This is a genomic window from Agrobacterium sp. 16-2014-1-2a (assembly GCF_053522705.1).
On the sequence record NZ_JBNWBX010000015.1, the window covers coordinates 12,801 to 35,808 of the forward strand.

20 protein-coding genes, 1 tRNA gene and 1 pseudogene are annotated in these 23,008 nt (G+C 56.9%); 7 read left to right on the forward strand and 15 right to left on the reverse strand.

The window, feature by feature from the left end:
• The first annotated feature begins 658 nt into the window (after positions 1 to 658).
• The 3 genes from ACQZ45_RS26595 (at position 659) to ACQZ45_RS26605 (ending at position 3,126) form a co-directional block, all read left to right on the forward strand.
• Positions 659 to 874, forward strand: a complete 216-nt coding sequence (locus tag ACQZ45_RS26595) for a hypothetical protein (RefSeq protein ID WP_065659437.1) — start codon at positions 659 to 661, stop codon at positions 872 to 874.
• 428 nt (positions 875 to 1,302) lie between these two features.
• A complete protein-coding gene (locus ACQZ45_RS26600) occupies positions 1,303 to 2,241 on the forward strand; it encodes a GntR family transcriptional regulator (RefSeq protein ID WP_065659436.1) in 939 nt (312 codons plus the stop codon).
• Positions 2,242 to 2,247: 6 nt separating this feature from the next.
• Positions 2,248 to 3,126: a sucrase ferredoxin gene (locus ACQZ45_RS26605; RefSeq protein WP_212509469.1), complete on the forward strand. Its 879-nt coding sequence runs from the start codon at positions 2,248 to 2,250 to the stop codon at positions 3,124 to 3,126.
• 35 nt (positions 3,127 to 3,161) lie between these two features.
• Here the strand turns inward: ACQZ45_RS26605 and ACQZ45_RS26610 are convergent, their stop codons facing one another.
• From ACQZ45_RS26610 to ACQZ45_RS26650, 9 genes are read right to left on the reverse strand one after another with little or no spacing between them, the layout of a single operon-like run.
• Positions 3,162 to 3,995 (reverse strand): alpha/beta hydrolase family protein, encoded by an 834-nt coding sequence (locus ACQZ45_RS26610; protein ID WP_003518948.1) that lies wholly within the window; start codon positions 3,993 to 3,995, stop codon positions 3,162 to 3,164.
• 13 nt (positions 3,996 to 4,008) lie between these two features.
• Positions 4,009 to 4,902, reverse strand: coding sequence for an N-formylglutamate amidohydrolase (locus ACQZ45_RS26615; protein WP_065659434.1), 894 nt, complete (start codon positions 4,900 to 4,902; stop codon positions 4,009 to 4,011).
• Positions 4,899 to 5,597 carry an RraA family protein gene (locus ACQZ45_RS26620; protein ID WP_065659433.1) on the reverse strand — a complete coding sequence of 233 codons (699 nt, stop codon included), beginning with the start codon at positions 5,595 to 5,597 and terminating at the stop codon, positions 4,899 to 4,901. Before ACQZ45_RS26620 ends, ACQZ45_RS26615 begins: the two co-directional genes overlap by 4 nt.
• Positions 5,590 to 6,447: a creatininase family protein gene (locus ACQZ45_RS26625; RefSeq protein ID WP_065659432.1), complete on the reverse strand. Its 858-nt coding sequence runs from the start codon at positions 6,445 to 6,447 to the stop codon at positions 5,590 to 5,592. Before ACQZ45_RS26625 ends, ACQZ45_RS26620 begins: the two co-directional genes overlap by 8 nt.
• Entirely contained in the window at positions 6,440 to 7,996 is a 1,557-nt protein-coding gene (locus ACQZ45_RS26630) for a serine hydrolase domain-containing protein (RefSeq protein ID WP_448742621.1), read from the reverse strand. The genes ACQZ45_RS26625 and ACQZ45_RS26630 overlap by 8 nt, the downstream gene beginning before the upstream one ends.
• The gene (locus ACQZ45_RS26635) at positions 7,993 to 9,657 is read right to left on the reverse strand and encodes an ABC transporter ATP-binding protein (RefSeq protein WP_421612184.1); all 1,665 of its coding nucleotides are present in this window, start codon (positions 9,655 to 9,657) and stop codon (positions 7,993 to 7,995) included. Before ACQZ45_RS26635 ends, ACQZ45_RS26630 begins: the two co-directional genes overlap by 4 nt.
• 3 nt (positions 9,658 to 9,660) lie before the next feature.
• Positions 9,661 to 10,476 (reverse strand): ABC transporter permease, encoded by an 816-nt coding sequence (locus ACQZ45_RS26640; protein ID WP_038495639.1) that lies wholly within the window; start codon positions 10,474 to 10,476, stop codon positions 9,661 to 9,663.
• A complete protein-coding gene (locus tag ACQZ45_RS26645; protein ID WP_111796705.1) occupies positions 10,473 to 11,417 on the reverse strand; it encodes an ABC transporter permease in 945 nt (314 codons plus the stop codon). The genes ACQZ45_RS26640 and ACQZ45_RS26645 overlap by 4 nt, the downstream gene beginning before the upstream one ends.
• A gap of 22 nt (positions 11,418 to 11,439) precedes the next feature.
• Complete coding sequence (locus tag ACQZ45_RS26650) at positions 11,440 to 12,924, reverse strand: ABC transporter substrate-binding protein (protein WP_448742622.1); 1,485 nt, start codon at positions 12,922 to 12,924, stop codon at positions 11,440 to 11,442.
• A gap of 773 nt (positions 12,925 to 13,697) precedes the next feature.
• On the opposite strand from ACQZ45_RS26650, the gene ACQZ45_RS26655 reads away from it, so the two are divergent.
• Complete coding sequence (locus ACQZ45_RS26655) at positions 13,698 to 13,847, forward strand: nucleotidyltransferase domain-containing protein (RefSeq protein WP_421612186.1); 150 nt, start codon at positions 13,698 to 13,700, stop codon at positions 13,845 to 13,847.
• Between the two features lie 1,087 nt (positions 13,848 to 14,934).
• Here the strand turns inward: ACQZ45_RS26655 and ACQZ45_RS26660 are convergent.
• Both ACQZ45_RS26660 and ACQZ45_RS26665 read right to left on the reverse strand, forming a co-directional pair.
• Positions 14,935 to 15,249 (reverse strand): SDR family NAD(P)-dependent oxidoreductase, encoded by a 315-nt coding sequence (locus ACQZ45_RS26660; protein WP_421612187.1) that lies wholly within the window; start codon positions 15,247 to 15,249, stop codon positions 14,935 to 14,937.
• A 98-nt stretch (positions 15,250 to 15,347) separates the two neighbouring features.
• Positions 15,348 to 16,244 carry a LysR family transcriptional regulator gene (locus ACQZ45_RS26665; RefSeq protein WP_421612188.1) on the reverse strand — a complete coding sequence of 299 codons (897 nt, stop codon included), beginning with the start codon at positions 16,242 to 16,244 and terminating at the stop codon, positions 15,348 to 15,350.
• A 90-nt stretch (positions 16,245 to 16,334) separates the two neighbouring features.
• Here ACQZ45_RS26665 and ACQZ45_RS26670 point away from each other — a divergent pair, with 90 nt between their 5' ends.
• The gene (locus ACQZ45_RS26670; RefSeq protein ID WP_448742623.1) at positions 16,335 to 17,543 is read left to right on the forward strand and encodes an MFS transporter; all 1,209 of its coding nucleotides are present in this window, start codon (positions 16,335 to 16,337) and stop codon (positions 17,541 to 17,543) included.
• 16 nt (positions 17,544 to 17,559) lie between these two features.
• Entirely contained in the window at positions 17,560 to 18,726 is a 1,167-nt protein-coding gene (locus ACQZ45_RS26675) for a serine hydrolase domain-containing protein (RefSeq protein ID WP_076846199.1), read from the forward strand.
• A 396-nt stretch (positions 18,727 to 19,122) separates the two neighbouring features.
• Here ACQZ45_RS26675 and ACQZ45_RS26680 read toward each other — a convergent pair whose 3' ends face one another.
• Both ACQZ45_RS26680 and ACQZ45_RS26685 read right to left on the reverse strand, forming a co-directional pair.
• Positions 19,123 to 19,758 carry a GNAT family N-acetyltransferase gene (locus ACQZ45_RS26680; protein ID WP_236742562.1) on the reverse strand — a complete coding sequence of 212 codons (636 nt, stop codon included), beginning with the start codon at positions 19,756 to 19,758 and terminating at the stop codon, positions 19,123 to 19,125.
• A gap of 379 nt (positions 19,759 to 20,137) precedes the next feature.
• Positions 20,138 to 20,950: a nickel-binding protein gene (locus ACQZ45_RS26685; protein WP_076846200.1), complete on the reverse strand. Its 813-nt coding sequence runs from the start codon at positions 20,948 to 20,950 to the stop codon at positions 20,138 to 20,140.
• Positions 20,951 to 21,188: 238 nt separating this feature from the next.
• Between ACQZ45_RS26685 and ACQZ45_RS26690 the strand changes: the two genes are divergently transcribed.
• A complete protein-coding gene (locus ACQZ45_RS26690) occupies positions 21,189 to 22,253 on the forward strand; it encodes a class I SAM-dependent methyltransferase (protein WP_076846201.1) in 1,065 nt (354 codons plus the stop codon).
• Positions 22,254 to 22,414: 161 nt separating this feature from the next.
• On the opposite strand, the pseudogene ACQZ45_RS26695 reads toward ACQZ45_RS26690, so the two are convergent.
• Positions 22,415 to 22,537, reverse strand: a pseudogene (locus ACQZ45_RS26695) (type II toxin-antitoxin system Phd/YefM family antitoxin); the annotation flags it as partial.
• A 377-nt stretch (positions 22,538 to 22,914) separates the two neighbouring features.
• Positions 22,915 to 22,991, reverse strand: a tRNA-Met gene (locus ACQZ45_RS26700).
• Between the last annotated feature and the right edge of the window lie 17 nt (positions 22,992 to 23,008).

Genomic DNA, 23,008 nt, shown 5'->3' on the forward strand with positions numbered 1-23,008 from the left:
AGCAACAGCAAAAGCCCGGCCATTGTGCCGGGCTTTTTTCTTGTCCCTTTTCCGAAGGCGGGAAGCGACAAACAGGGGTGGGCAAGTACGGGCCACCTGTTGGCCAGTTGCAACGCCACCACAATGACTGAACATGCCGACCAGGACCAGGACCCGGACGCGACCGGACACGCTCCTTCTCCCTCCAGCTAACGATCAGCCAGCCTCACCCACGATTTCCCCTTTGAGCAAATCCCCAAGCAGTGCACGATCGGCATCACGCAGCGCCATCTGCGTCAGCTTACACCGCAGTAAGTGGAGCAGCATCTGCACATCCATTCCATCCGCCGGCTTTTTACAGTTGGTTGAGAATCCATGTGCCAAGCAGCACTTTCAGCCGCACCTCGAGCTCCCGTTGCCGCGCGGCAAGGTTTCGCGGATGATGCGGGTGTTCGCTGGAGGCATTGGATCGGTACAAGCCTGTTCCATGCGTTCGACGACGACACTATTCGCGACCAAGCGCGGTGGCTAGCTGACGGATCCCCTGGATTTGCTTAAGCACGCCAACCGCAGCTCGGAGCAACTTACAATTTAGATAAAATTTACGCTAAATCTTATCGGTTTGAACCGATCCGGCCATGCTACGTTTCACGCAAGTCAAATCGGGAGGCCGGCTGCGATGATCTGGAATTTGGAGAAACTTGAACAAGAACGTCTCGACCTCATTGAGGTCATCGACAATCTCAAGAGGTGGGAACGTTTCTCTATAGACGACCGGCACATCATCTCATTACAGATCACCGCACATATGATGCGACTTAGCCAACTGGATGAAGACCTGGCGCACTTGCGCAGTCAAGAATTTCGCTCGGTTGAATATCTGGCTGCTGACTGAGGCCCGTCGTTGTGGCGAATTAAGGACCCGTTTGTGTGAGCATTGTGCTCATGCCCATACCGCGAAACCTTCGCGGCTGATGCCATGGGTTTTTGGAATATTGGTTGCGGGGGCTCGCAACACACGATTCCTGCGGCTACCGTTCATCGTTGACGCCATACTTCGAGTTGGGTGTAGTTGACGGCTAACGAGAGTGATAAAACCTCCCCATAACCGCGCTCATTTCATTCAGTTGCCTGATCTATGTATAAGTCGATATGGCGTCCAGTCCGGCATTAGAATTAACCCTCCAAGCGACTATCTGCTTTCGCGAAATGTAAAGGCGACGAAAAGTGGCTTACAACCGATTATTCGCTTCAGATTGACAGTCGATTTGTATTATGATGACGCATAAATCATTTTATAGATTGGGCGTGTAATAAGTGGCTATGAGAAGTGGCATCCTAGGCTCAAAGAGTGTTGCGAACGGCGCTCTTAGTCCTTTACAGATTGAAGTTGTTCGAAAACTGATACCGATTGTCCGTGCGGGTAAGTGGCCAATCGGTGGGAAGATCTCGGATGCGGCTCTCGCCCGCGAATTCGGCATCTCGCGTACGCCAGTTCGACAGGTACTGCAATTCCTTTCTGAAAAGGGTCTTCTAGCGCAAACCGATAATCGTGGTTTTGTGTTGGTGCGAGTGCCAACCGGCGATGATCGCTTTGAAGAAGTTGTGCCCCCATCTGGGATGGATGTGCTGTACCGGCAGATTATGCATGCGAGAGCAAACGGTCTGATCGGCAGCGAAGCGTCCGAAACAGAATTGCTGGAGCACTTCGGCACGTCACGCGGCGTCGTGCGCCGCACGCTCATGCGCCTGTCTGCTGAAGGACTTGCAGAACGGCGTGACGGGCACGGCTGGCGTTTTGCCGAATGCCTAGACAACCGTCAGGCGGTCAATGAAAGTTACGCCTTCCGCGCCATCATCGAATGCGGCGCCGTAATGGAAGATACATTCCGGGCGGACATGGAGATGCTGCTGGCGCTGGAAAGTGAACAGACGGCTTTGCTTAACGCCCCATTGGCATCGATTGAAGGATCGGCCTGGTTTGAGGCAAATGCCCGCTTCCACGAAACCGTGGTTTCCTGGGCAAACAACCGCTTTCTCGAACAGGCGATCCACCGCCAAAACAGCCTGCGGCGCATGACGGAATATGCGGAATTTGCTGAACTGAGTGAAGCGGGCGTACGCAAGGCGGCGCGAGACCACCTGGCAATCCTCGAAGCCATCAAAAGCGATGACCGAAAGCTGGCTTCGGCCATCCTCTTCCGCCATCTCAGCCGTTCTTCCGTCAGTGGCGAGGCGCGCCCTGCCCGCCTCGGGGATTGATCGCAGATGGCTGCACGTATCTTTTGTCGTGACCTGTGTACTGAGCGCGGCGAACCGGCGTCGGGACTTGGCCCATCGTCAAAAAGCTATGTGCTGCTGCACTGGCCGCGCGGTGAATGGCGTGTGCCACGCATCAAATCGCACAATATGCCAGAAGGGCTCGGGCAGGCAATTTTGGCTGCCAATGCGGCGGGCATTCACGTTGCGTTGGTGGATGGCGACGACGTTGGGTTCACGCATCAGGGTATTGTCAGAGACCATGTGACACCTGAGGAAGCCGAACGGCTGCTGCTGCATATTGCCGGTGGAGGCGTGCTTGACGGTACACATGACCCACGCATGACCATCGTGTGCTGCACCGATGGCAAGCAGGACCCTTGCTGCGCCCGTTACGGCTTTGCGACATGGAAGGCCCTGCGACAGGCAGCAAATCCAAGTCGCTTCCGTATCCTGCAATCCACCCATCTCGGCGGATGCCGTTTTGCCGCCTCACTTGTCGTTTTGCCGCACAGAGCCCGCTATAGCCGACTAGAGCCATCGCAGGTTGGCGATTTTCTCACCTGCCTTGAACAGGGCACTCCCTACCTGCCCGCCTATCGCGGCAACCCCTCCTACGACGCGCCTGCACAGACGGCGGAAATCGCGCTGCTGGAATGGGCAGGACAGCGCGGCACAACAGGGGCGGTGACACTTCATAAGACGGAGAGCGGCATTTCCAACGCGGACCAAGTTCATTTCTGCGCAACGATCGGCACGCAACACGCTACTGTAACCGTTGACAGACCCGAGTTTGCGGTCAACACACGCTGCGTCACGATTGGTCAACCCGAGGGCATAAAAAATGTGGCGCGATGGGTCGCCACATCTGTTCGGCCCGAAGACTGATCGACGTCGTAGTCTCCGGCCAAGCCGATAGTTCCTCAGCCTTCGAGAACTGCCGAGAAGAATGCCTTGACGGGCGGCTGAATACCGGTGCCATTATGGCTGATGCCGGCAACCCTATCGAAACGCGGTTCGACACCAACCGCCTTCAGGCCCTTTTCCAAGGCGCGCAAACGCTCAACGCGGGTTTCACCGCTATCATTTATGCCCTCCATCCAGAAGGGTGATTTTGGCCCGACGGTGACATCCCAGGTTTCGACATCCGCGTCACCGATCACCAGCTGCACGGCCACCTGACGCATCGCGTCGATATCAATGGGCTGGCCGAATATCTCTTCCATGCCGTTCAAACCGACCCACCAATTGGCGCGATCATCGGGAAGCGTGACGGTACCGGGTGCACCCACCGAAACGGCACGAAGTCGGCGCGGGTGAAGATAGAAAAAACGATGGGCAAATTGCGCACCACCGGAAAAGCCGTGCATCAACACCTTTTCCTTCTCGACACGGTAACGCGTCGCCAGCTCATCAATCATGTCCAGCAGAACAAGATCGTAACGAATACCGTGATAGATCATGTGTTTGTAATTGTGCAGATCATCAGCATCATCAATACCCGCCGGGAAAAGCGGTGCCAGCAGGACGCATTGATGCTGTTCGGCAAAGTCGATGAATTCGTCGCGCAGGATATCAGCGTCGCGCAGGCTGCCATGAACAAGGACGGCAAGCGGATGCACGGTTTCACCGGCCGGATCATATCCTTCGGGAATATAGCAGCACCACGAAAAGCGCTGATCCATGCGCGAAGCAAAGATCGGTGTGCGGCCACGGCGATAAAAATTGAGTGGCACGGCCTTTTGCTGGACGAACATGAGACAATTCCCTTTAAAGTTTTTTCGGTGGTTGCTGGCTGGCGTAATCAGCCAGCACGCGGTTCATACGGGCAAGCACGCCCTTTAATGCCTCGTAACCATCGTTACGCTCGCGAGTTGCCTCGTCCATGTAGAGCTTGCGGTTAATTTCAAACTGCACACTGTGTCGTTGAAGGGCCGGATTCGAATAGGCTGCAACGAGTTCCGCCCCACGAAAAGGCTTGTTGAGCGCAACGACCAGCCCCTGCGCTTCAAGAGTTTCGGTGATCAGCGCTATAAATTCGCTGGAGGCTGACCCGCCGTGCAAATCGCCAAGGCAAATATCTGCCCGCACCGTTCCCGCCGGATCAGACGAAATCGCATGGCCAACGGCGGTCATCGAATGGCAGTTGATGTGATAAACACGGCCAAACCGGCTGTAGACGGCATTCAGCAGGCCAGCCAAATGTTCATGGTAGGGCTGCCAGTAGGTGACGATCCGCGTCTCAGCTTCCGCCACACTCATGGGTGCCGCATACATTGGCTCATCGCCCCAGGCGTAACGCCACATCAACCCCATGCCGCGTTTCGCCGTTGCGCTTTCACGCACTGGATGAGGCCAATCACCGTCCACAAGCTGGGTGTCCATATCGAGCAAGGACCGGTTCACATCGAGAAAACTGCGGGGAAAACGCGCGCTCAATAACGGCGCACCGACATCACATGCCGACGAAAACAGATCATCGATATGGGTGTCTGCGGCTATTCTCACTCGCTCTGCGGAAACAGCAGGGTGGAATCCCCTAGGCATGTCCAGACCGCTATGGGGGCTGTCAAACACCATCGGAGCCAGAGGCGTGCGGGGTGCAATCACCGAAAGTACGCCCTCCAGCGTTATATCTTGCAACTGGCCATAGAGCGGGGTCACTTTTGTGTTCCTTCCGTTGCGCCTGGCTTGAGGCGCGCGTTCAACTTGTCCACCGCGCGGGTGATGTCACCGAGCTTTTCGCCATCGAGCAGCCGCTGCATGGTGCGGGCAACACGTGTCTCACGGGCTATGCAGATATCAGCTATGTCTGCCGCCTCATCTGCGGGCAGCACCACCACGCCGGAAGCATCCGCCAATACGATATCGCCCGGCAAAACCGGCACACCACCACAGGCGATCGGTCGATTGAATGTGCCACCAAGATCAAGCTGGCGGGTGGTGACAGACGAAACACCGCGGCACCAGACGGGCAGCCCTTCGGCGATGATTTCCGCGACATCGGTACACGGCCCGTCAATGATGACACCGGCAACACCTGCCATGCGCGCAGCCCGTGCAACCGCACCGCCAAGGCAGGCATGGCGGCTGTCACCCAACCGATCAATTACCAGCATGTCGCCGGGGCGCACCTGGCTTAGCGCGTAATGCAACAGCGTCGAGCACATGGCGGGAATGGCGAGCGTGACGGCAACACCGGCACGGGCCTGTTGCTGCGGCAAGACCGCTTGAATAGAACCGGTCATGAAACCGGTATGACGCAGATGCCCGACACTGGCCGTTTCAATCTGCTGCAACGCCTCGATAACCACCTGGGGAGGCGTAACCGGCATTGCACCGATACGTAATTCAGTCATGGCTTTCTCCTTGCGACGGCACTGCGACAGATGCCTCAAAAGGCTGTACGGCATTTCGTGGATCGAAACCGGCGAGATGGCGCATCAACCGCGCAGTATGGCGAACTATATGGCCACAAATCACCTGACCATATTCAGCACTTGCCAATGAGGCCCGACCACCGAGCATACCGGCCGGATCGACCTCGGTGCAGTCAAGCGGTATCTGGACCGGTATTCCCTCAAAACGAGTGGCAGAGACACCACCAACGGGCAGACCGAACACGCTGCCACGCGGCGCGGGATCGCGCATCGCCTCTGTTCGAACCAGTTCGGGAAAAAGATGCATATAGACCGAAGTCATCGGTTCACCGCCGTGACCGCGCGCGCGCGCGGCGTCATCACCGTAAAGTGTCTTCCACAGGCCATCCGGCAAGCTCTGCCAAATGTTCAGTGCCGGTATCAGCACCCCTTTTTCACGGCGCAACTTGCGGCAAACCTGATCGATCAGCGGTGCATTCGTTGTGTGACCATTGAAAATCAGCAGCTGTTCATAACCGTGATCAAGGAAGGAGGTCAGGATATCCTCAAGCACAGCGGTGAACGTCGCAGCACGCAATTGAATTCCACCGGCTATCGCCCGGAAAAATTCAGCATGGCCAAACGGCAGCACAGGCGCTGTCAGCCCGTCCCCCGCCCGGGCGCTCATTTCCGCTAGCCGTTCGGTCAGCATGAAATCACCCATCGGCGCGTGCGGCCCCTGCTCTTCCTGCGAAGCAAGCGGAATGAGAATGACTGCGGGGCGTTTCATACGCTGCGCAAATGTCTCATGCGTCATGTGAGAAATCGCAACCGGTTCATTGTCAACCATGCTGTTTCTCCCTTGCATGCTGCTCCAGCAGTTGCCCCTTGATGTCAGGAAATTCAAGCTCGGATGAATTGACATTTACCCGCCTCGAAAGGATGATAGAGCCGTCTGTAAAGCGTAAGCGAACAGTATCGCGAAACGCCGTTTCAACGAATATCCAATCCATTTCCAGACCCGTGTCGGCACCGTCATTTTCAAGAAGCCGGGCCGAGGCCAAGACCCTCAATCCGCCGACTGGCTGGTAGGAATGGTGCAGTTTTGCGCCGGGTATTGTGGTAACAGTTTCAATGTAAAAACCGCATCCTGCCCGCACTTGATGTTCACCATCCGCATAGCGAAGAGTGACACTCAGTTCGTTATTGTTGGCGGCAAGAGCGATGCTTTCGATAGCTTGATCGTTGGGTTCGACCATCCATGTGCCGCACGGCACTTTTTCCGCCGAAAACGCCATGTCTGCAAAATTTTTTAGCCGCAATCCAGCCAGACGTGCGTCCAGTTTCTCGGCGCTCTCAGGGGTGCCACCGCCTTTGCCGAGTGCTGGACGCAGTACGTCATAAATAAGCTGATGGACACGGCGATCACTGTCTTCCAACCCGCCGGTAAATGCTAAGACGGCATTTTCTTCCGGCAGGACGATACAATATTGGCCAAACAGGCCATTGGCGGAAAAACTGTTATGGGGGCCACGCCACCATTGATATCCGTAGCCTTCACGCCGGCTAACCTTTTGACCATCTCCGACTTCGTCCGGGCCGAGATAGTGGTCTCCTGTGAAAACACCGAGTACCACGTCCCGGATCTGCATGCCGGTTGCGGCCTGCACCCATTGCCGGGGCAGAAGCTGTCGGCCCTGCCATTCACCGCCCTGCAAGTGCAGTATGCCTAGCTTCAGCATGTCCTCACTGGTGCAACTGAGGCCATTGCCGCCGGTGTTGACGCCGTCAGTGCCTGTGTCCCATGTCATATTCGTAGACATGCCCATCGGCTGGAATATCCGCTCAGAGAGATATTCCGCGATCATCCGTCCCGTGACCTGCTGCACGATGGCTGACAGCATGTAGCTTGCAGCACTGTCGTAGACAAAAACTTCTCCAGGATTGTGGGGTGTGGGCTGGCGCAGGAAATCATCCACCCAGCTTGAAAGCACCCGCCGCCAGGAGCCTCCAGAAATGCCGCGCCCATGACCGCTGGTCATGGTCAGCAGATGCCGTACCTTCATGGCCCGCAGGTTATCGTCGACCGGTCCTGCATAGTCAGGGAAAAATTGCAGCACCGCATCATCGACCGACAGCAGACCATCCGACACGGCCAAACCAACAGCCATGGAGGTAAAACTTTTGGTCACGGAATGCATCATATGCGGGCGGGCAAGTGAATAAGGTGCCCAGTAAGCGCTGGTGATCAGTGCACCATCCTGCCAGACGAGAAGGCTATGCAGTTCGAGATCGTGACGTTCGATCTCGTCTAGCATGGCGAGGATTATCGCTGGGTCTGTGCCCCGCGAGGCGGGTGTTGCCCCTGGCAGATCCGTAGTTACTGCTGTCAATTTCATTGCAATGCGTCCGCCTGCTGTTTTTCCGTTTCTGCGAAACGCCAGTTCAGCGAAACGCCGGTTTCGGTGCGGGTTAGTGTTGGAATGGCGGACAGCAAGGCCTGCGTATATTCCGACTGCGGAGCATCAAAAATGTCGTCGCGATTGCCTTGCTCAACGATAGCGCCATCACGCATCACCACCACCCGGTCGGCGAGCTGTTCGACCACACCGAGGTCATGGCTGATAAACAGGCACGAAAAACCATATCGTTTTTGAAGATCAGCCAGCAGTTCCAGCACTCTGGCACGCACAGTAACGTCAAGCGCCGACACCGCCTCATCAGCGATCACGAACTGCGGCCGTCCGACAATGGCACGCGCAATTGCCACGCGCTGACGCTGGCCGCCGGAAAGCTCGTGCGGGAACCGGTCAGAATAACGCCCGTCGAGCCCCACTTCTTCCAGAATGGTGCGGGTGCGGTACAGCTTTTCTTCCCGCGTCGATGTGGTGTCGTGACGCAAGGCTTCCGCCACGATATCGCGTGTTTTCATGCGCGGATCGAGCGAGCCGAACGGGTCCTGGAAGATCATCTGGCAATTGAGACGGTAGTTGCGCCACACGGGCGAATCCGGCTTCACCTCTTCGTCGGCAAAGAAAATGCGGCCGGCAGAGGCAGGCACCAGCCCGGCAATACAACGGCCAAGCGTTGTCTTGCCGGAACCGGAGGCACCGACCAGCGCCACGATTTCACCCGGCCGCACGACAAGGTCGACACCATGCAAAGCCTTTTTGGTCTTTCGCGGCGCCATAAAACCTGCGCGGGCACTGTATGTGACCTCAATGCCGCGCACTTCCATGACGGGCTTTGATTGCGGATCAATGTCTCTCAACGGCCCACGCATCGGCATGGATTGCAGCAATTCGCGTGTGTAGTAATGGCGTGGATTGGAAATGATGTCCGCAACCGGACCCTGCTCGACAATTTCCCCCTGCCGCATGACGATGACGCGGTCGCAGTAGCGCGCCACCATGGGCAGGTCGTGGCTGATCATCAACAGTGCCGTGTTTTCACTCCGCACCATCTCGAGCATCAGTTCCAGCACCTCGCGCTGTACCAGCGCGTCAAGCGCTGTCGTCGGCTCGTCCGCAATCAGCAGGGATGGTCGCAGCAGCATGGCAGATGCCAGCATCATGCGTTGGCGCATGCCGCCTGAAAAATGATGCGGGAATGCCAGCAACGCACCTTCGGGATCGTGAATGCCGACCCGCCGCAAAATCTCAAGAATTTTGGCGCGCCGTGCAGCGGCGTCCAGCCGTGTGTGAAGTTTCAGTGGCTCTTCAAGCTGCTTGCCAATGGTCATCGACGGATTGAGCGAGGTCATTGGTTCCTGAAACACCATGCCCAGCCGGGAGCCACGCAATGCGCGGATTTCCTTACCTTTCATTGATGGTACAGAGCGGCCTTCAAAACGGATATCGCCGCCCGAGATGGCGATAGCGGGTGGCTGGAGACCCATGAGACTACGTGCCACCATGGTTTTTCCCGAACCGCTTTCGCCGACAATACCGACGATTTCACCCGCACCAACGCTGAACGAAACATCGCTTACGATACGGTGGTCATCAATACCGTTTACGGAAAGGCTAAGATTTTCGACCTGAATAAGAGGCTGTTTCATTGCTTACAATCCTCGCATGCGGGGGTCGAAACGATCGCGGATCGCATCTCCGAACAGATTTATGCCAAGTAGTGACAGGGAGATGCAGAGACCCGGGAAGATGCCGAGCCAGACAGCTTCGGCGATGTGGGGACGGCCACTGGCCAGCATGTTGCCCCAAGTCGGCGCTGGCGGAGGCACACCAAGACCAAGGAAGCTGAGTGCACTCTCAGTCAGCAGGACCGATCCGAACATGGAGGTTGCCAGCACGATTACCGGACCAAGGCAGTTCGGCACTATGTGGCGGAACATGGTATAGACAGCCGAATTGCCCATGATGCGGGACGCTTCTATAAACTCCCGTTCACGCAGTGACAGCACCGAACCGCGCACCACCCGCACCATGGAGGGCGTATAGGCAATGCCGAGCGCCAGAATGATGCCGTACATATTGGCACCGGTAATCGACAGCAATGCCAGAGCCAGCAACATGCTGGGAAAAGCCAGTAGCGCATCGTTCAATGCCATGATGACGCGGTCCGTCCAGCCACGGGCGTAACCCGCCAGAACACCAAACGACACGCCGGCGAGAACTGCAATGCACACCGTCACGAGGCTAATAGAGACACTGGTTCCTGCTGCTGTCATTAGCCGAGACAACACGTCGCGACCGAATTCATCGGTGCCAAGCCAATGAGTAGCGTTTGGTGCCTGCAGCTTGGAGCGCAGATCGATGCGCATCGGATCGAAAGGTGTCCAGATGCGTCCGGCAAGCGCCGCCCCGAGAAAACAGGCGAGAAGGGCGCCGCCGAGGATACGGTTTCGTTGATGGCGTTTCATTCTGCAGTCACTCTCGGATCGAACAGGGGATAGAGCAGGTCAACCAGCAGATTGACGAGCAGGTAAGTGACGGCCACAAACAGCAAGCAACCCTGCACGACGGCGTAATCACGAGCGTAAATGGAATCGACGATCAGTCTACCGAGGCCTGGAATGGTGAACACGGTTTCCACCACGGCAACACCGCCAAGAAGGTTGCCTAGAACCAAGCCAATAAGCGTCCAGGTTGGGCCAAAAGCATTACGTGCCGCATGGCGCAGAAGCACCGCCGCCTCACCCAACCCCTTGGCGCGGGCATGAGTAATGTAATCCAGCCGCAGCACATCAAGCGTCGAGGCACGGGCCATACGAACGATAATGCCTACTTCATGTAGCACCAGAGTTGCCACTGGCATGATCAGGTAGATCAATCCGGCAATCGGGTCGTCAGTGACCGAAACATAACCCAGTACCGGTAACCAGCCGAGTTTGAGACCGAAGCCGAGCAGGATCATCAATCCCAACCAGAAGGTCGGGATTGAAAGCAGCAAAGTGGACATCGCAACAATAGCAAGATCAAGTCCCCCATTCTGTTTCCATGCCGCCGCCATGCCGAGTGGCACGGCAATAAGAACGGAAAGACCAACTGCAATCAGCACCATCCACGCACTGGTCGAAAAACGCTGCAACACAAGATCAAGCACCGGCTGGCCATTCAGCACAGAGTGGCCGAGGTCACCTTGCACGGCATTGCCAAGCCAGATGACAAATTGCAGTGGCACGGGTTTATCCAGTCCCATCGACCTGCGGGCGGCGGCCAGCGCATCCGCATCGGCGAGATCGCCGAGCATCAGACTGGCCGGGTCGCCGGGTATCAGGCGGATGAGGCCAAACACCGCCACCGAGACGATGAACAGGGTGGGGACTGCCGACAATAATCGGCTCAGGGCAAATTTCAGCATGGTCAGTATCCGCCAGTCATTCTCACTGGGTTTTCTCAACACCCCAGAAGCGGGCGAAGCCCTGCCAGGTGCGATATCCCTTTACCTTCGGGCCGGACACGCCGACATCGAGACCGTTAGCGAGCATGACCAAAGGTGCCTGCTCCAGAAAACGGGTATGCAGGTCATCAAAGATCGCCTGACGTTTTGCCTGATCGGTTTCCTGCAGCGCCTGATTGACGAGTTTGCTAACATCAGCATCATCCCAGACAGCATTGGCCTTCTCGGCTTTCGAACCGACAACCGTCTGATAGGCGAGCGCCGGCTCGGTGCGGTTGGAATAATTGAATGCCATGATCTGGTATTTACCGCTATTGAAGCGGTCGAGTTGGCTTGCCCATTCAAGAACTTCGATTTCCGCATTGATACCGGCAGACTGCAACATGGCCTGCGCGATGATTGCGGTATCATAGTTGATGGCCGAGCGACGGTTGGTGAGAATGTTGATCTTCTCGCCTTTGTAACCGGCCTTGGCCAGCAGTGCCTTCACGGCATCAGGGTCATAACTGTAACCCTTGTCATGTGCCGCCGTATGATAAAGCGAGCCGGACGCAACGAGCGAATTGTTGGGAACACCCAGCCCGTAGGTTACGGAATCAACGATCTGCGGTGTATCCAGCGCGGCAATGACAGCCTGACGCATTGCAACCTTCGACATCAACGGATCGGCGGTCTGGAACAGCATGGTCACGAGGCCACCGTGAGGAGCTGCAACAATGTTGAAGTCCTTTTCGTCCTTCAACTTTGCGGCCTCACCCGGCGGCAGGTAGGGCAGCACATCAAGAGCGCCACTTTTGAGACCGGCCACCGCCGTTGCGGTGTCCGGCACAACAACATATTTCACCTCATCAACAAGAACTTCCTTGCGTCCGCCGTAACCGTCGGGCTGCTCTCCTGAGATAGAATAGTCAGCGAATTTCTTCAGTGTCAGTCCTTGCCCGCGTTTCCATTCGCCGAACTCAAACGGACCGGTGGCGACTGGCGCCTTCCACTTGCCGTCATCTCCGAACGAGGCACGGTGCACGATACCGGTGGATCCACACTGCGCCTGCGCCATGTAGTTCAGGAACATCGCATCGGGACGATCAAGCGTAACAATAACCGTGTTTTCCTTCGCCACGATTGTCTGGACCTTTGCGTCGCGACTCCCATCAAAAAATGTCTTGCAGCTGAATTCCGGGTCACGAATGAGCTTCTCGAGGCTCCACTGCACATCGTAAGCGGTCATCGTCTCGCCATTGTGGAATTTCACGCCGTCACGCAGCGTAAATGTATAGGTTTTTCCATCGTCGGATACCGTCCATTCCTTAGCCAACATCGGGCGAACTTCACCCTTTTCACCTGCAGCAACCAGCCCTTCAACCACGTTGAGCATGACGGAATCCGTGCCAGCATCGCGGTTTATGCCCGGTTGGGAGCTTCTGATATCAGCGGTAATCTGCACGTTCAGCGTATTGGCTACAGCCAATCCGGGAAGAGTCAGGGCCACAGATGCAAATAAAGCACGCAAGGCCGGTTTCGACAGTGACATAAGTTCGCCCTCTTGTTTTATGTTGATGCAAAAAACATTTCATATGTAAAAATCATAGTCAAGCATGTTTCGATATGCATCATGAAAACATGTTCGAGCCACCCCGCTTACATCACGCTGCACCTGTCTGCGGCGGCCCATGGAGGAAGAACTGAAACTGGATGTAATAGGCCTGCGCATTATCGAGGCAATGAAGCTCCACGGACGCCTGACCAAACAGACGCCGGCATAGCCCTTGGTTTGTCGACCACCCCGGCTTGGGCGCGATTGAAACGGATTGAGGCACAAGGTGTGGTCACTGGTTTTCACGCCCGCTTATCAAGGGCTGAACAACCGCCCGTTTGGGTGCTGATGGACGTAACACTGGCCAGCCATCGCCGGTGGTTTTCAAACGCTTCTAGAGCGCTGTCAGCGCCAAAGCGGAAATTGTGTCCTGCTAGTCAGTGGCGGTGGCGTCTATTATTTCCTGACGGTGGAAACCACTGACATCGACAGTTATCAACGCATCGTCGGCCGAATGCTGGCCATGGAAATCGGTATCCACCGCCGCTTTACCCATATCGTGAACCGGGCTGAGAAAGACGGGATGGACTAAATTCACTCCAGGATCAGACCGGGCAGGCTGCGCAGCAGCTCTCTTTGGCCCGATCATGTCGCCCGGTCTGTAATAGGTAAAGCATGTAGATGGTTTTCGGAGGTTGATATAACATTTGGGTCATGGACCGAACCATTGCCATCCAACGCTTAAAGAAGCACGATCGCGCCATAAACGGCATCGGCGGGACGGGCCTTATCTATTTGGATCAACAGCGCGGGATGAAGCCGGCTCTTCCAGCGATTTAGACGTTTTCATTGATTAAGACCCTTCCAAAAAGTTCTCGCTTCTGGACCTACTTGGGTTAAGCAGCTTTTTGAAGAAAAGCTGGCCATAGAGGTCGATGTGACCACTCGCAATAGCCACCATCCCATGCTTCGCCGCGACAACGACCAATCGGCTGTTCGAGCATTTTGATGGTAGAGCGAAAAGTAGAGCCTGTTCTGGCGGAAATGCTGGAAGAAATTGAAGGCATTCAGAGCCACACGACCGGTAAGACATTAGCGGACTTTGAACAAGCTTGCCGTCAACCGTGGGCTGGAAATCGTCTCCGAAGCATCACGGCACGTTCCCGATGAATTGCTCGTGTTAGCGCCGAGTTGCTGGAGCACAACCTTAACGAAGAGGTCCTCTTTATTCGCGGTCGCTACCGTGACCAAGATACGGTATCAGTCCAAAGGTGACTCATCGAAGCGCTCACAAACGATTTCACCGACGATGTTTCCTTGGCCCTGCAGAACAGCGCAGTGGACGTGGCCGACCTGCCATCGTGTACCGTCCTTAGGCGCATTCCTTGAGCTGATTCATATCTTTCCCGCGCACCTGCGGGGCCGCAACGGGTCGAGGTGGTTGGACCCTCGGCATTTCGGTCACTTTATTACTCATCGGGAAGGTACGTGGTTTTTCGAAGAACTACATCCGTTCGGATTAATGCCCGTCACCATGTTGGTTTCAAACCCCGACGCTTGCACAGACATGGTCAATCGACTTAAGCGGCTTAGTACCAGCGCCGGTTTTTTCCAGCGACCACAGTAGTAAATTCGTCGCAGCGCTTTACGGACTCTGGGCCAAAGTGGTCGACCGCAGTCAACAAAACGACACCGGTTATGTCCCCCTTAGTCTTGAACCGGGAAGATTCGAATTTTTGGTTGCTGACCATGGTATCGGTGTTCTTACCAGTTTGAGATCAAGCCCGAGCTACGCATATTTGACCGACCATGATTGAACTCGTTCTCTCCGGGGGATGTCCGTTCGCGACGCTTCCTGCACGGCAGCTAGCTCAAGCGCGGTGTTTCTAGCCCTGATGTCATCCGGCACGCGAACGCGGTCGGTGTCACTCCGGCCAGGCAGGATCATGTTGACCGTGACCAGTGAGGCGCGCGCTGCGTCGACAGCGTTTTCGACCACCCGGCGACCGCGGCGCGAACCGCTTTCGACAGGGCGAAACCGGCAATGGGCCGCGCGATGCCCGATGAACCGATGGTGATGATGCGACCCCATTGACGTTCGATCATGCCGTATGCAAGCTCATCGGTGATCGAAAAGATCGAAACCCGCCTCGAATCGACCGCTGAACGCCATGCCCCAGGCGGCTGGCCGAGTGCTGGCGAGCGACCTTCGGAATGGGCGGAAATATCGTCGCGCGCCTTGACCTTTACGCTGGCCACGTAGGCCCGGACGATCTCCTGTTCCTTTCAAGCGAACGTCAGTTGCCGCCAGTGAGGCCTAAGGCCGCGAGGCGTGGTGCGAACGCGCGAATGACAAATCACCTATGTTGCTCACGCAGAAGGTTTTCAGCCATAAAGGAGACGAAGGCGGACACCTTCGGCGAGGGATGCCGGTTTGCCGGCCAGAGGATATGGAAGGCACCGACCTCTTGCATATAGTCCTCAAGCACGCTGACCAGCGTACCTCGCCGGAGCTGCTCCCGGATCGCGAATTGCGGCAGGCATGCAAGCCCGAAGCCTCCCTCGGCCAAGCAGATCTGCGGCTCGAGCGTGCTTGCTACCGATGTCACGGGAAGAACAAGTTCCAGGGCCGCGCCGTCCGCCACCATCGGCCAGCGCTCCAGCTTGCCGGTGGACGGATATTTGTGATGATGGCAGGCGTGACCGAGCAGATCGTCGGGCGTCGAAGGCACGCCACGCGCCGCGAGATAATCGGGCGATCCGACGATCCGGTGCGAGAATGCCCCTGCCCGACGCATCATCAATCGCGAGTCCCGGGCTTCGCCGGTGCGGACCACGGCATCGAAACCTTCGTCGATCACATCCACCAGCCGGTCGGTGAAGTCGAGGTCAAGCTCGATCTCGGGATAGGCACACATGAAGGCCATGACTGCGGGCATCATCAGCATGCCGATTAGTGGCAGGCTAACACGAAGACGTCCGCGCGGCGCCTGACGGATTTGCGACAGCTCCAGTTCAGCGGCCTCGATCTCGCTGAATATGCGGCGGCAGCGATCGAGGAACAGAGCTCCTTCCGCAGTCAGCGTCAACGAGCGCGTCGAGCGATGGAAGAGGCGAACGGCAAGCCGCTCTTCCAGCCGCGCGACCGCCTTGCCGATGGCCGAGCCAGAAACGCCAAGCCTCGCGGCTGCACCCGCAAAACTACCGCAATCTGCCGTTTGAACGAAGGCATTCAATGCGCCGAGATGTTCCATCCACTGGTCCCTATTGCGGACATCTATGTCCGATATGATGAGAACTCTAGCATAATTCTCCAATCGCGGAGACCGGCTTATGGTCAAGGCATGACAAACATGCACTTATTCGCCGCGTCCCCCGTCGACCCGCCCCAACCTCGTCGTCTGCCGCTCTCGGGCCTGCTCGCACTCGCCATGGCCGGCTTCATCACCATTCTGACCGAGGCGTTGCCCGCAGCTTTGCTGCCGCAGATCGGCGCGGGCCTTGCCGTGTCGGCCGCACTGGTGGGCCAGATGGTGACGATCTACGCGATTGGATCGCTCATCGCCGCGATCCCGCTGACGGCGGCGACGCAAGGCATACGACGGCGGCGGTTACTCCTCGCTGCCATCGCCGGTTTCGCAATCGCCAATACAGTTACAGCCGTCTCCTCTAGCTATCTGCTGACGATGGTCGCACGATTTTGTGCCGGCGTTTCGGCCGGGTTGCTCTGGGCGTTGCTCGCAGGCTATGCGGCACGCATGGTGCCCGAGGCACTAAAGGGACGGGCTATCGCGGTGGCCATGGTGGGCACGCCGCTCGCGCTGTCGCTTGGCATTCCGGCCGGTACTTTTCTGGGCACCCTCCTCGGGTGGAGGGCGTGTTTTGGCCTCATCAGCGGCTTGACTCTGGTACTGGTTGTTTGGGTTATCGCAAAGGTGCCGGACTTCGGAGGCCAGCCTATGGAGCGTCGCCGCGGGCTCGGCACGGTGTTTACTCTGCCCGGCGTGCGCCCGGTCCTGTTCGTCACCATTGCCTTCGTCCTCGCTCACAACATCCTGTACACCTATATCGCCCCGTTCTTGGTCGAGGCCGGCATGGCAGCGCGGACCGATCTTGTGCTTCTGGTCTTCGGCACGACAGCACTGGCAGCCATCTGGATCGTCGGTGTCCTGATTGACCGTCAACTGCGAAGCCTGTCGCTCGCCAGCATCGCTTTGTTCGGGCTTGCAGCGCTGGCGCTTGGGCTATGGGGTGAGAACCCAGCGGTTGTCTACGGTGCAATCGCGGTCTGGGGCCTCGCTTTTGGCGGAACCGCCACGCTGTTTCAGACCGCTCTTTCGAATACCGCAGGCGATGCTGCGGATGTTGCTCAATCCATGTTGGTCACCGCCTGGAACCTGGCCATCGCCGGTGGCGGTATCGTCGGCGGGTTGATCCTGCAGCAGAGTGGCGTTGGCGGCTTCGCCCCAGCCATTCTTATCCTCCTCGTCCCGGCATTCATCACAACACTTCTTGCACGCCATCATGCCTTCCCACCGGCTGCCAATCCCTGATCCAAAGGAAATTCTCATGACATCCTCAAATTCTTCGATCGTATCGCGCCTGGACGCTGTGATAGACGGCGCGATTGCAGCCGAACGCATCGTCGGTGCTGTCGTCCTTGTCGCGCTCGACGGCAAAACAATATATTGCCGCGCAGCAGGGCTCGCCGACCGGGATGCCGGCACGGAGATGCGAACTGACGCTATCTTCCGACTGGCCTCCGTCTCGAAACTCTTCTCCGCCGCGGCTGCCCTAGCGTTGGTCAGTCGCGGGATACTGGATCTCGATCGACCAATCACGGAATGGCTACCGGCGTTCACGCCGACCTTCGAGGGACGACCGGCTCTTATCACCTTGCGTCATCTGCTCAGTCACAGCGCAGGGCTCAGCTACGGCTTTTTTGAGCCGGAAGGCGGGCCTCTCGCCCAAGCAGGCGTGTCGGACGGTATGGACCGCTCCGACCTGACGCTTGCCGACAACATCCGGCGCCTTGCCGGCGTCCCCCTCTCCTTCGCTCCGGGGTCGGCATTCCGCTATTCGTTGGGGATAGATGTTGTGGGTGCGGTGATTGAGGCGGCAACAGGGCTCGCCTTGCCGGAATCCATCCGCACGCTCGTCACCGAGCCGCTCCGTCTTAAGGATACCGGTTTTGCGCTTTCCGATCCATCCCGGGTTACGGCTGCATACGCGGACGCCACGCCACGTCCCCGCCGGATGCACGAACCGGACTGCTTGCCATTGCTCCCCGGTATGGCAAGCGTCATGATGGATCCATCACGGGTGTTTGATACCAAGGCTTTTCCTTCAGGCGGCGCCGGTATGGTCGGCACAGCGTTAGATTTGTTGCAGCTGATAGAAGCGTTACGGCAGGGCGGCGGTGATATGATGACTGCCGATCATGCGTCCGTGATGGCGCGTGACCAGATAGCCGGGATCGACATCGAGGGATCGCCGGGCTGGGGCTATGGTCTCGGTTTTTCGGTGCTGCGCGACAGCCAGGCCGCAGGCGTGGCCGAGCCGGCAGGCACCTGGCGCTGGGGCGGGGCCTACGGGCATAGCTGGTTCACTGACCCAAGCAACGGCCTGACAGTTGTGGCCCTGACCAATACCGCATTTGAAGGCATGTCTGGCGCCGGGCGGTTTTCTACCGATATCAGTCGGGCCATCTATGCAGCGATGGCGGAGGCGTCATGAGCGAGAAGTGAAATTAGCGATGCTATCCAACAATTCTAATCCAAGACTACGCCTTTAGGCGGGTTCAAACAGGCGCCCCTCTTTGCGACCATGCTATAACAACGATTTATCCGTCTCGCGCAGATAATCTCCCTTCACCGAAATATCATTCGTTCACACGATTAGCCAACAGCTTCATGAGATCCATTCATTCGTGAAGAATCGCCACGATTAGGGTGGGCGCATCCTGATGTTGACACCGTCCGGCGACTGAAGGCCGCGGGGAGATTAGAGCTGTATGCGTATCATCCTGAACATGATCCAGGTTTTACCTTGGATTTCGCATAGGAGTCGGTCGTGAGAGACCCAGTTGGTTTATGCGGAAAGCTACAGCCGGACTGGTAACCCGGGACGGTCTCAGCGAACTTTGGAATACAGGAAAGCGTCCCTTGGTTCGTTCGACAAATTTGGATGGAAAAGATACCGCCGAAGCAACGCTTCCTGGGTCATACCAGCCTTTTCCATCACACGTGCTGAGGCCACGTTCATGAAATCACAAGCTGCCTCGGTGCGATAGATCATCGGATGGGTAAGGGCATGCTCGATTGCCCATTTTACCACTTCAGTCGCAACGCCCTGTCCCCAGTGATCCTTCCGGACAAGCCAACCGTAGGAAACTCGCGGTCCCGCCAGTCGCGCGTCAATCCTTCCAACAAGTTCGCTCGGCACTTCGCGTCGGCAAATGACCGCTGGAAACGTGGAGCCACCTTCCCACTCCAGATAGGAGCGTTCCGCAGCTTCCTGCGTCTGGGAAAGGTCTGTGTGCGGACGCCAAGTGAGATATTTCGTCACTTCACGATCAGTTGCCCAACCAGCAAAGATTGCGTCGCCATCAGATGGTTGAACCCGCCTGACTAGAAACCGCTCTGTGAAGAATTCCTCCGGGAGGCGATACGCCAAGTCCATTCCATCGATCCTTGATCGCGCTCTTGCCAGCGCCATTGCAGCGTACCGCTTGGCGGCGCAACGTACATTATTTGCGGCCGATGCCATGCAACGTTTATAGATTTCCCAAATTAGCCATGGAAATCAGTGCCTGAAATGGAATTCTGTGGTTTTTCTATCTAATGCCGAACTTTTCATCAATATGCTCCCAACCAAGGCGACATTGAATTGCAAAGTGACCGTGACCTGCCACTGAGAATTTCCTCCAGAATAAATTAGAGTCCGGCCCATTTTGAACCGCCCCAGGTTTCTGGACCAGCTGAGGCTAGAGTTTTCCGGCTTCGCAGAGCGGCCGCCCGGCGGTGGGGCAGGTTTCCACACCTCGCCAGACATCAGGGCGGTGTTGCCCGACCGAACAAACCGCACGGTGGCTCCGCGCAGATCACCATTTGATGGTCATTTCTACATCAGATTTCAAATCACGTCGCTAGTGCAGCCACTCGCAACGATAGGCGATGACCGGCTCGGCAAATCCTTTCAGTCTGTATTGATTGCCATGGACGAGGACATCGGCGCTGCCATATTCTTGGAAGGTCTTGTCCGATATCAGGATCTGGTCGCTCTCGGCCGCGGCACAGAGCCTGGCTGCCAGTTGCACTGTCGCACCGAAGAAATCATTGCTGTCCTCGATCGGCTCACCACAATCCAGTCCAATGCGGATGTGAATGGGCTCACCATTGCCGCTGTTGTAGCGATGGAACTCGCGTTGGATATCAATGGCGCAATCCACGGCAAACGGTACGGACGAGAATACAGCCATTATGCCGTCGCCGGTGTGCTTGACCTCCCGCCCCGACCGTCGCCCGAGACAACCGCGAACCAGGGCATCGTGTGCGCGGACTAGTTCCGCCGCCATACGATCGCCAAGGCGGGCCGTCATCTCGGTTGAACCGACAATATCAGTGAACAGGATCGCACGGTGGCCGGCATCCATATCTTTCGAGATGGTAGCAAGCGACAAGGGATCCTGTATTCGCCCGAGAAACGCTTCCACAGCGGACAGAGCGACTTCCACAACTTCACTGGCGACAAATCCGTGGGCTTCCCGATGTACGCACTGCGCAGTTTCAGCGTCTGGAGCATCGATAAGGCAAAAGGCCGTACCACGCCTTTCATCAAACCAGTAGGTCAGGAACCTGACGCCGTACTGATCCTGAATGTTGAGATCTTTAAGGTGTGCCGCGGCGATATCCGCCGCTGAAACTCCGGCAAGCTCGTGCCGGTCCATGAAGATAGGCATTGCTTCCTCCCGGGAGTATATCGTTGCCTGGTCTTCAAGCCAGTTTACGACTTCCCCGCGCCATCGTCCATCACTCTTACCTGTAACGCTAGTCAGGAGCGGACCACCGATAGAGCGATATTGGTTTGCGTGACAAATTCAGGGTATTCGGCTATCTTACGTCGCCTACGAGCATTCACTGACGCGTAAATTTTCGGTCAGCCTTTGCCCGCCAACTCAATTAATTGGGGGGAATGAAATGACACAGCTCGACGAAACAAAACTGAATTCTTTTATTGGCAAAATGCTGGGCGATCTAGGGGGAGCCTTCAGTGTTCCAACTGTCAGGATTGGCTTGAGATTGGGCCTGTTCGATACGTTGCACCGCGCCGGACCGCTAACATCCACAGGCCTTGCGGCAGCCTCCGGTAACCTGTTGGAACGCTACGTCAGGGAGTGGGCGCTGGCACAGGCGGCAAACGGCTACATCGACTACGACAGCGGTTCGGGGATGTTCAGTCTCTCACCCGAGCAGGCCATGGTGTTCGTCAACAAGGACAGCCCCGTCTATCTCGAAGGAGCTTTCGATCTGGTCGCGGCGATGATCGAGGGAGAGCCCAAGGTTGAGCACAGCTTCCGGACCGGCGGCGGGGTGCGATGGGGTGACACTGCAGGTTGCCTATTCTGCGCAACGGGCGCGTTCTTTCGGCCGGGATACGTGAACAATATTGTCCAATCGTGGCTGCCCGCCCTTCATGGCGTTGAGGACAAACTGGAGAAAGGCGCCCGGGTCGCCGATGTCGGCTGTGGCGTCGGCTTCTCGACAATTCTTATGGCCGAGGCATACCCCAACGCCAGCTTCACAGGCTATGACTTCCACGAGCCATCCATAGAAGAGGCCAACAAGCATGCCCGAAGCCATGGGGTGGACGACCGGGTGAAATTCGTGGCGGCGACGGCCAAAGACATCAAGGATACGGATTTCGATCTCATCACCAGTTTCGACTGTCTGCATGATATGGGTGATCCGCGTGGGTGTGCGGGGCACATGTCTCGTATCCTTAAAAAGGACGGCACCTGGATGATCGTCGAACCTATCGCGGGCGACCGCCCAGCGGACAATATGAATCCTGTCGGCCGCCTTTACTACAATGCTTCAACCATGATCTGCGTGCCAACGTCACTTGACCAGGAGGTTGGTGAAGGATTGGGAGCTCAGGCCGGCGAAGCTAAGCTCTCAGAGGTCATTCGTTTGGGTGGCTTTTCCAGCGTCAGGCGAGCCTTCACCGGGCCTTTCAACATGGTTCTGGAAGCGCGGGTTTAGGATTGTTTAGGGCGCGTTGCGCGCCAGCATTGTAGACCAGAGTATTTGCCAGTTAATGGTGTGCAACATGGCGACGAGATTTGGTGGGGATCAGCCGTTCGTGCTCTTTCGTCCTCGACGAGGTTGCTGCGCTTTCCGGTGAGGCGCTCGAACTCGTGTTACGTCATCAACACACGAGATGGCCGGCCGCGATCGGTGATGATCACAGGTCCCGCTTGGGCGGCTTTCTTTGCCTTGCTAACGTCAAGATCGACTTCACTGCAGGAAAAACGTGTCATAGTCATCGGAAACCTCTATGTAATCCGAGATCCGCAAAGCGGAGGAGCCACCTCCCCTGCGGCATCCCAATCTGGCAAAATTTCATCATGAGGAGATCGCTGCTCTTCACGACCAGCTTTGCAACGAGGAGACGAGGGCACAGGCGGCCGACAAGCTTCTCACGCTGGTAAACCGCATTGATCTCGTGCCAGATGGTGCGGAACTGGTGATCGTACTGCGCGGCAATCTGGCCGCGATCCTGACGTTTGCTTCTGGCAAGAGGAAAACAGAGTTCCTCAACGAGAGGGCAATACTTGATAAACTATTGAGCCGAGCCAGGACGATCGAAGGGCAAAAACGCAAAAAGCCTCGTGATGGGGCTTTATTGGGATCGCAGGGATATTGGTTGCGGGGGCAGGATTTGAACCTGCGGCCTTCAGGTTATGAGCCTGACGAGCTACCGGGCTGCTCCACCCCGCGTTACCAGCGTAAATCCC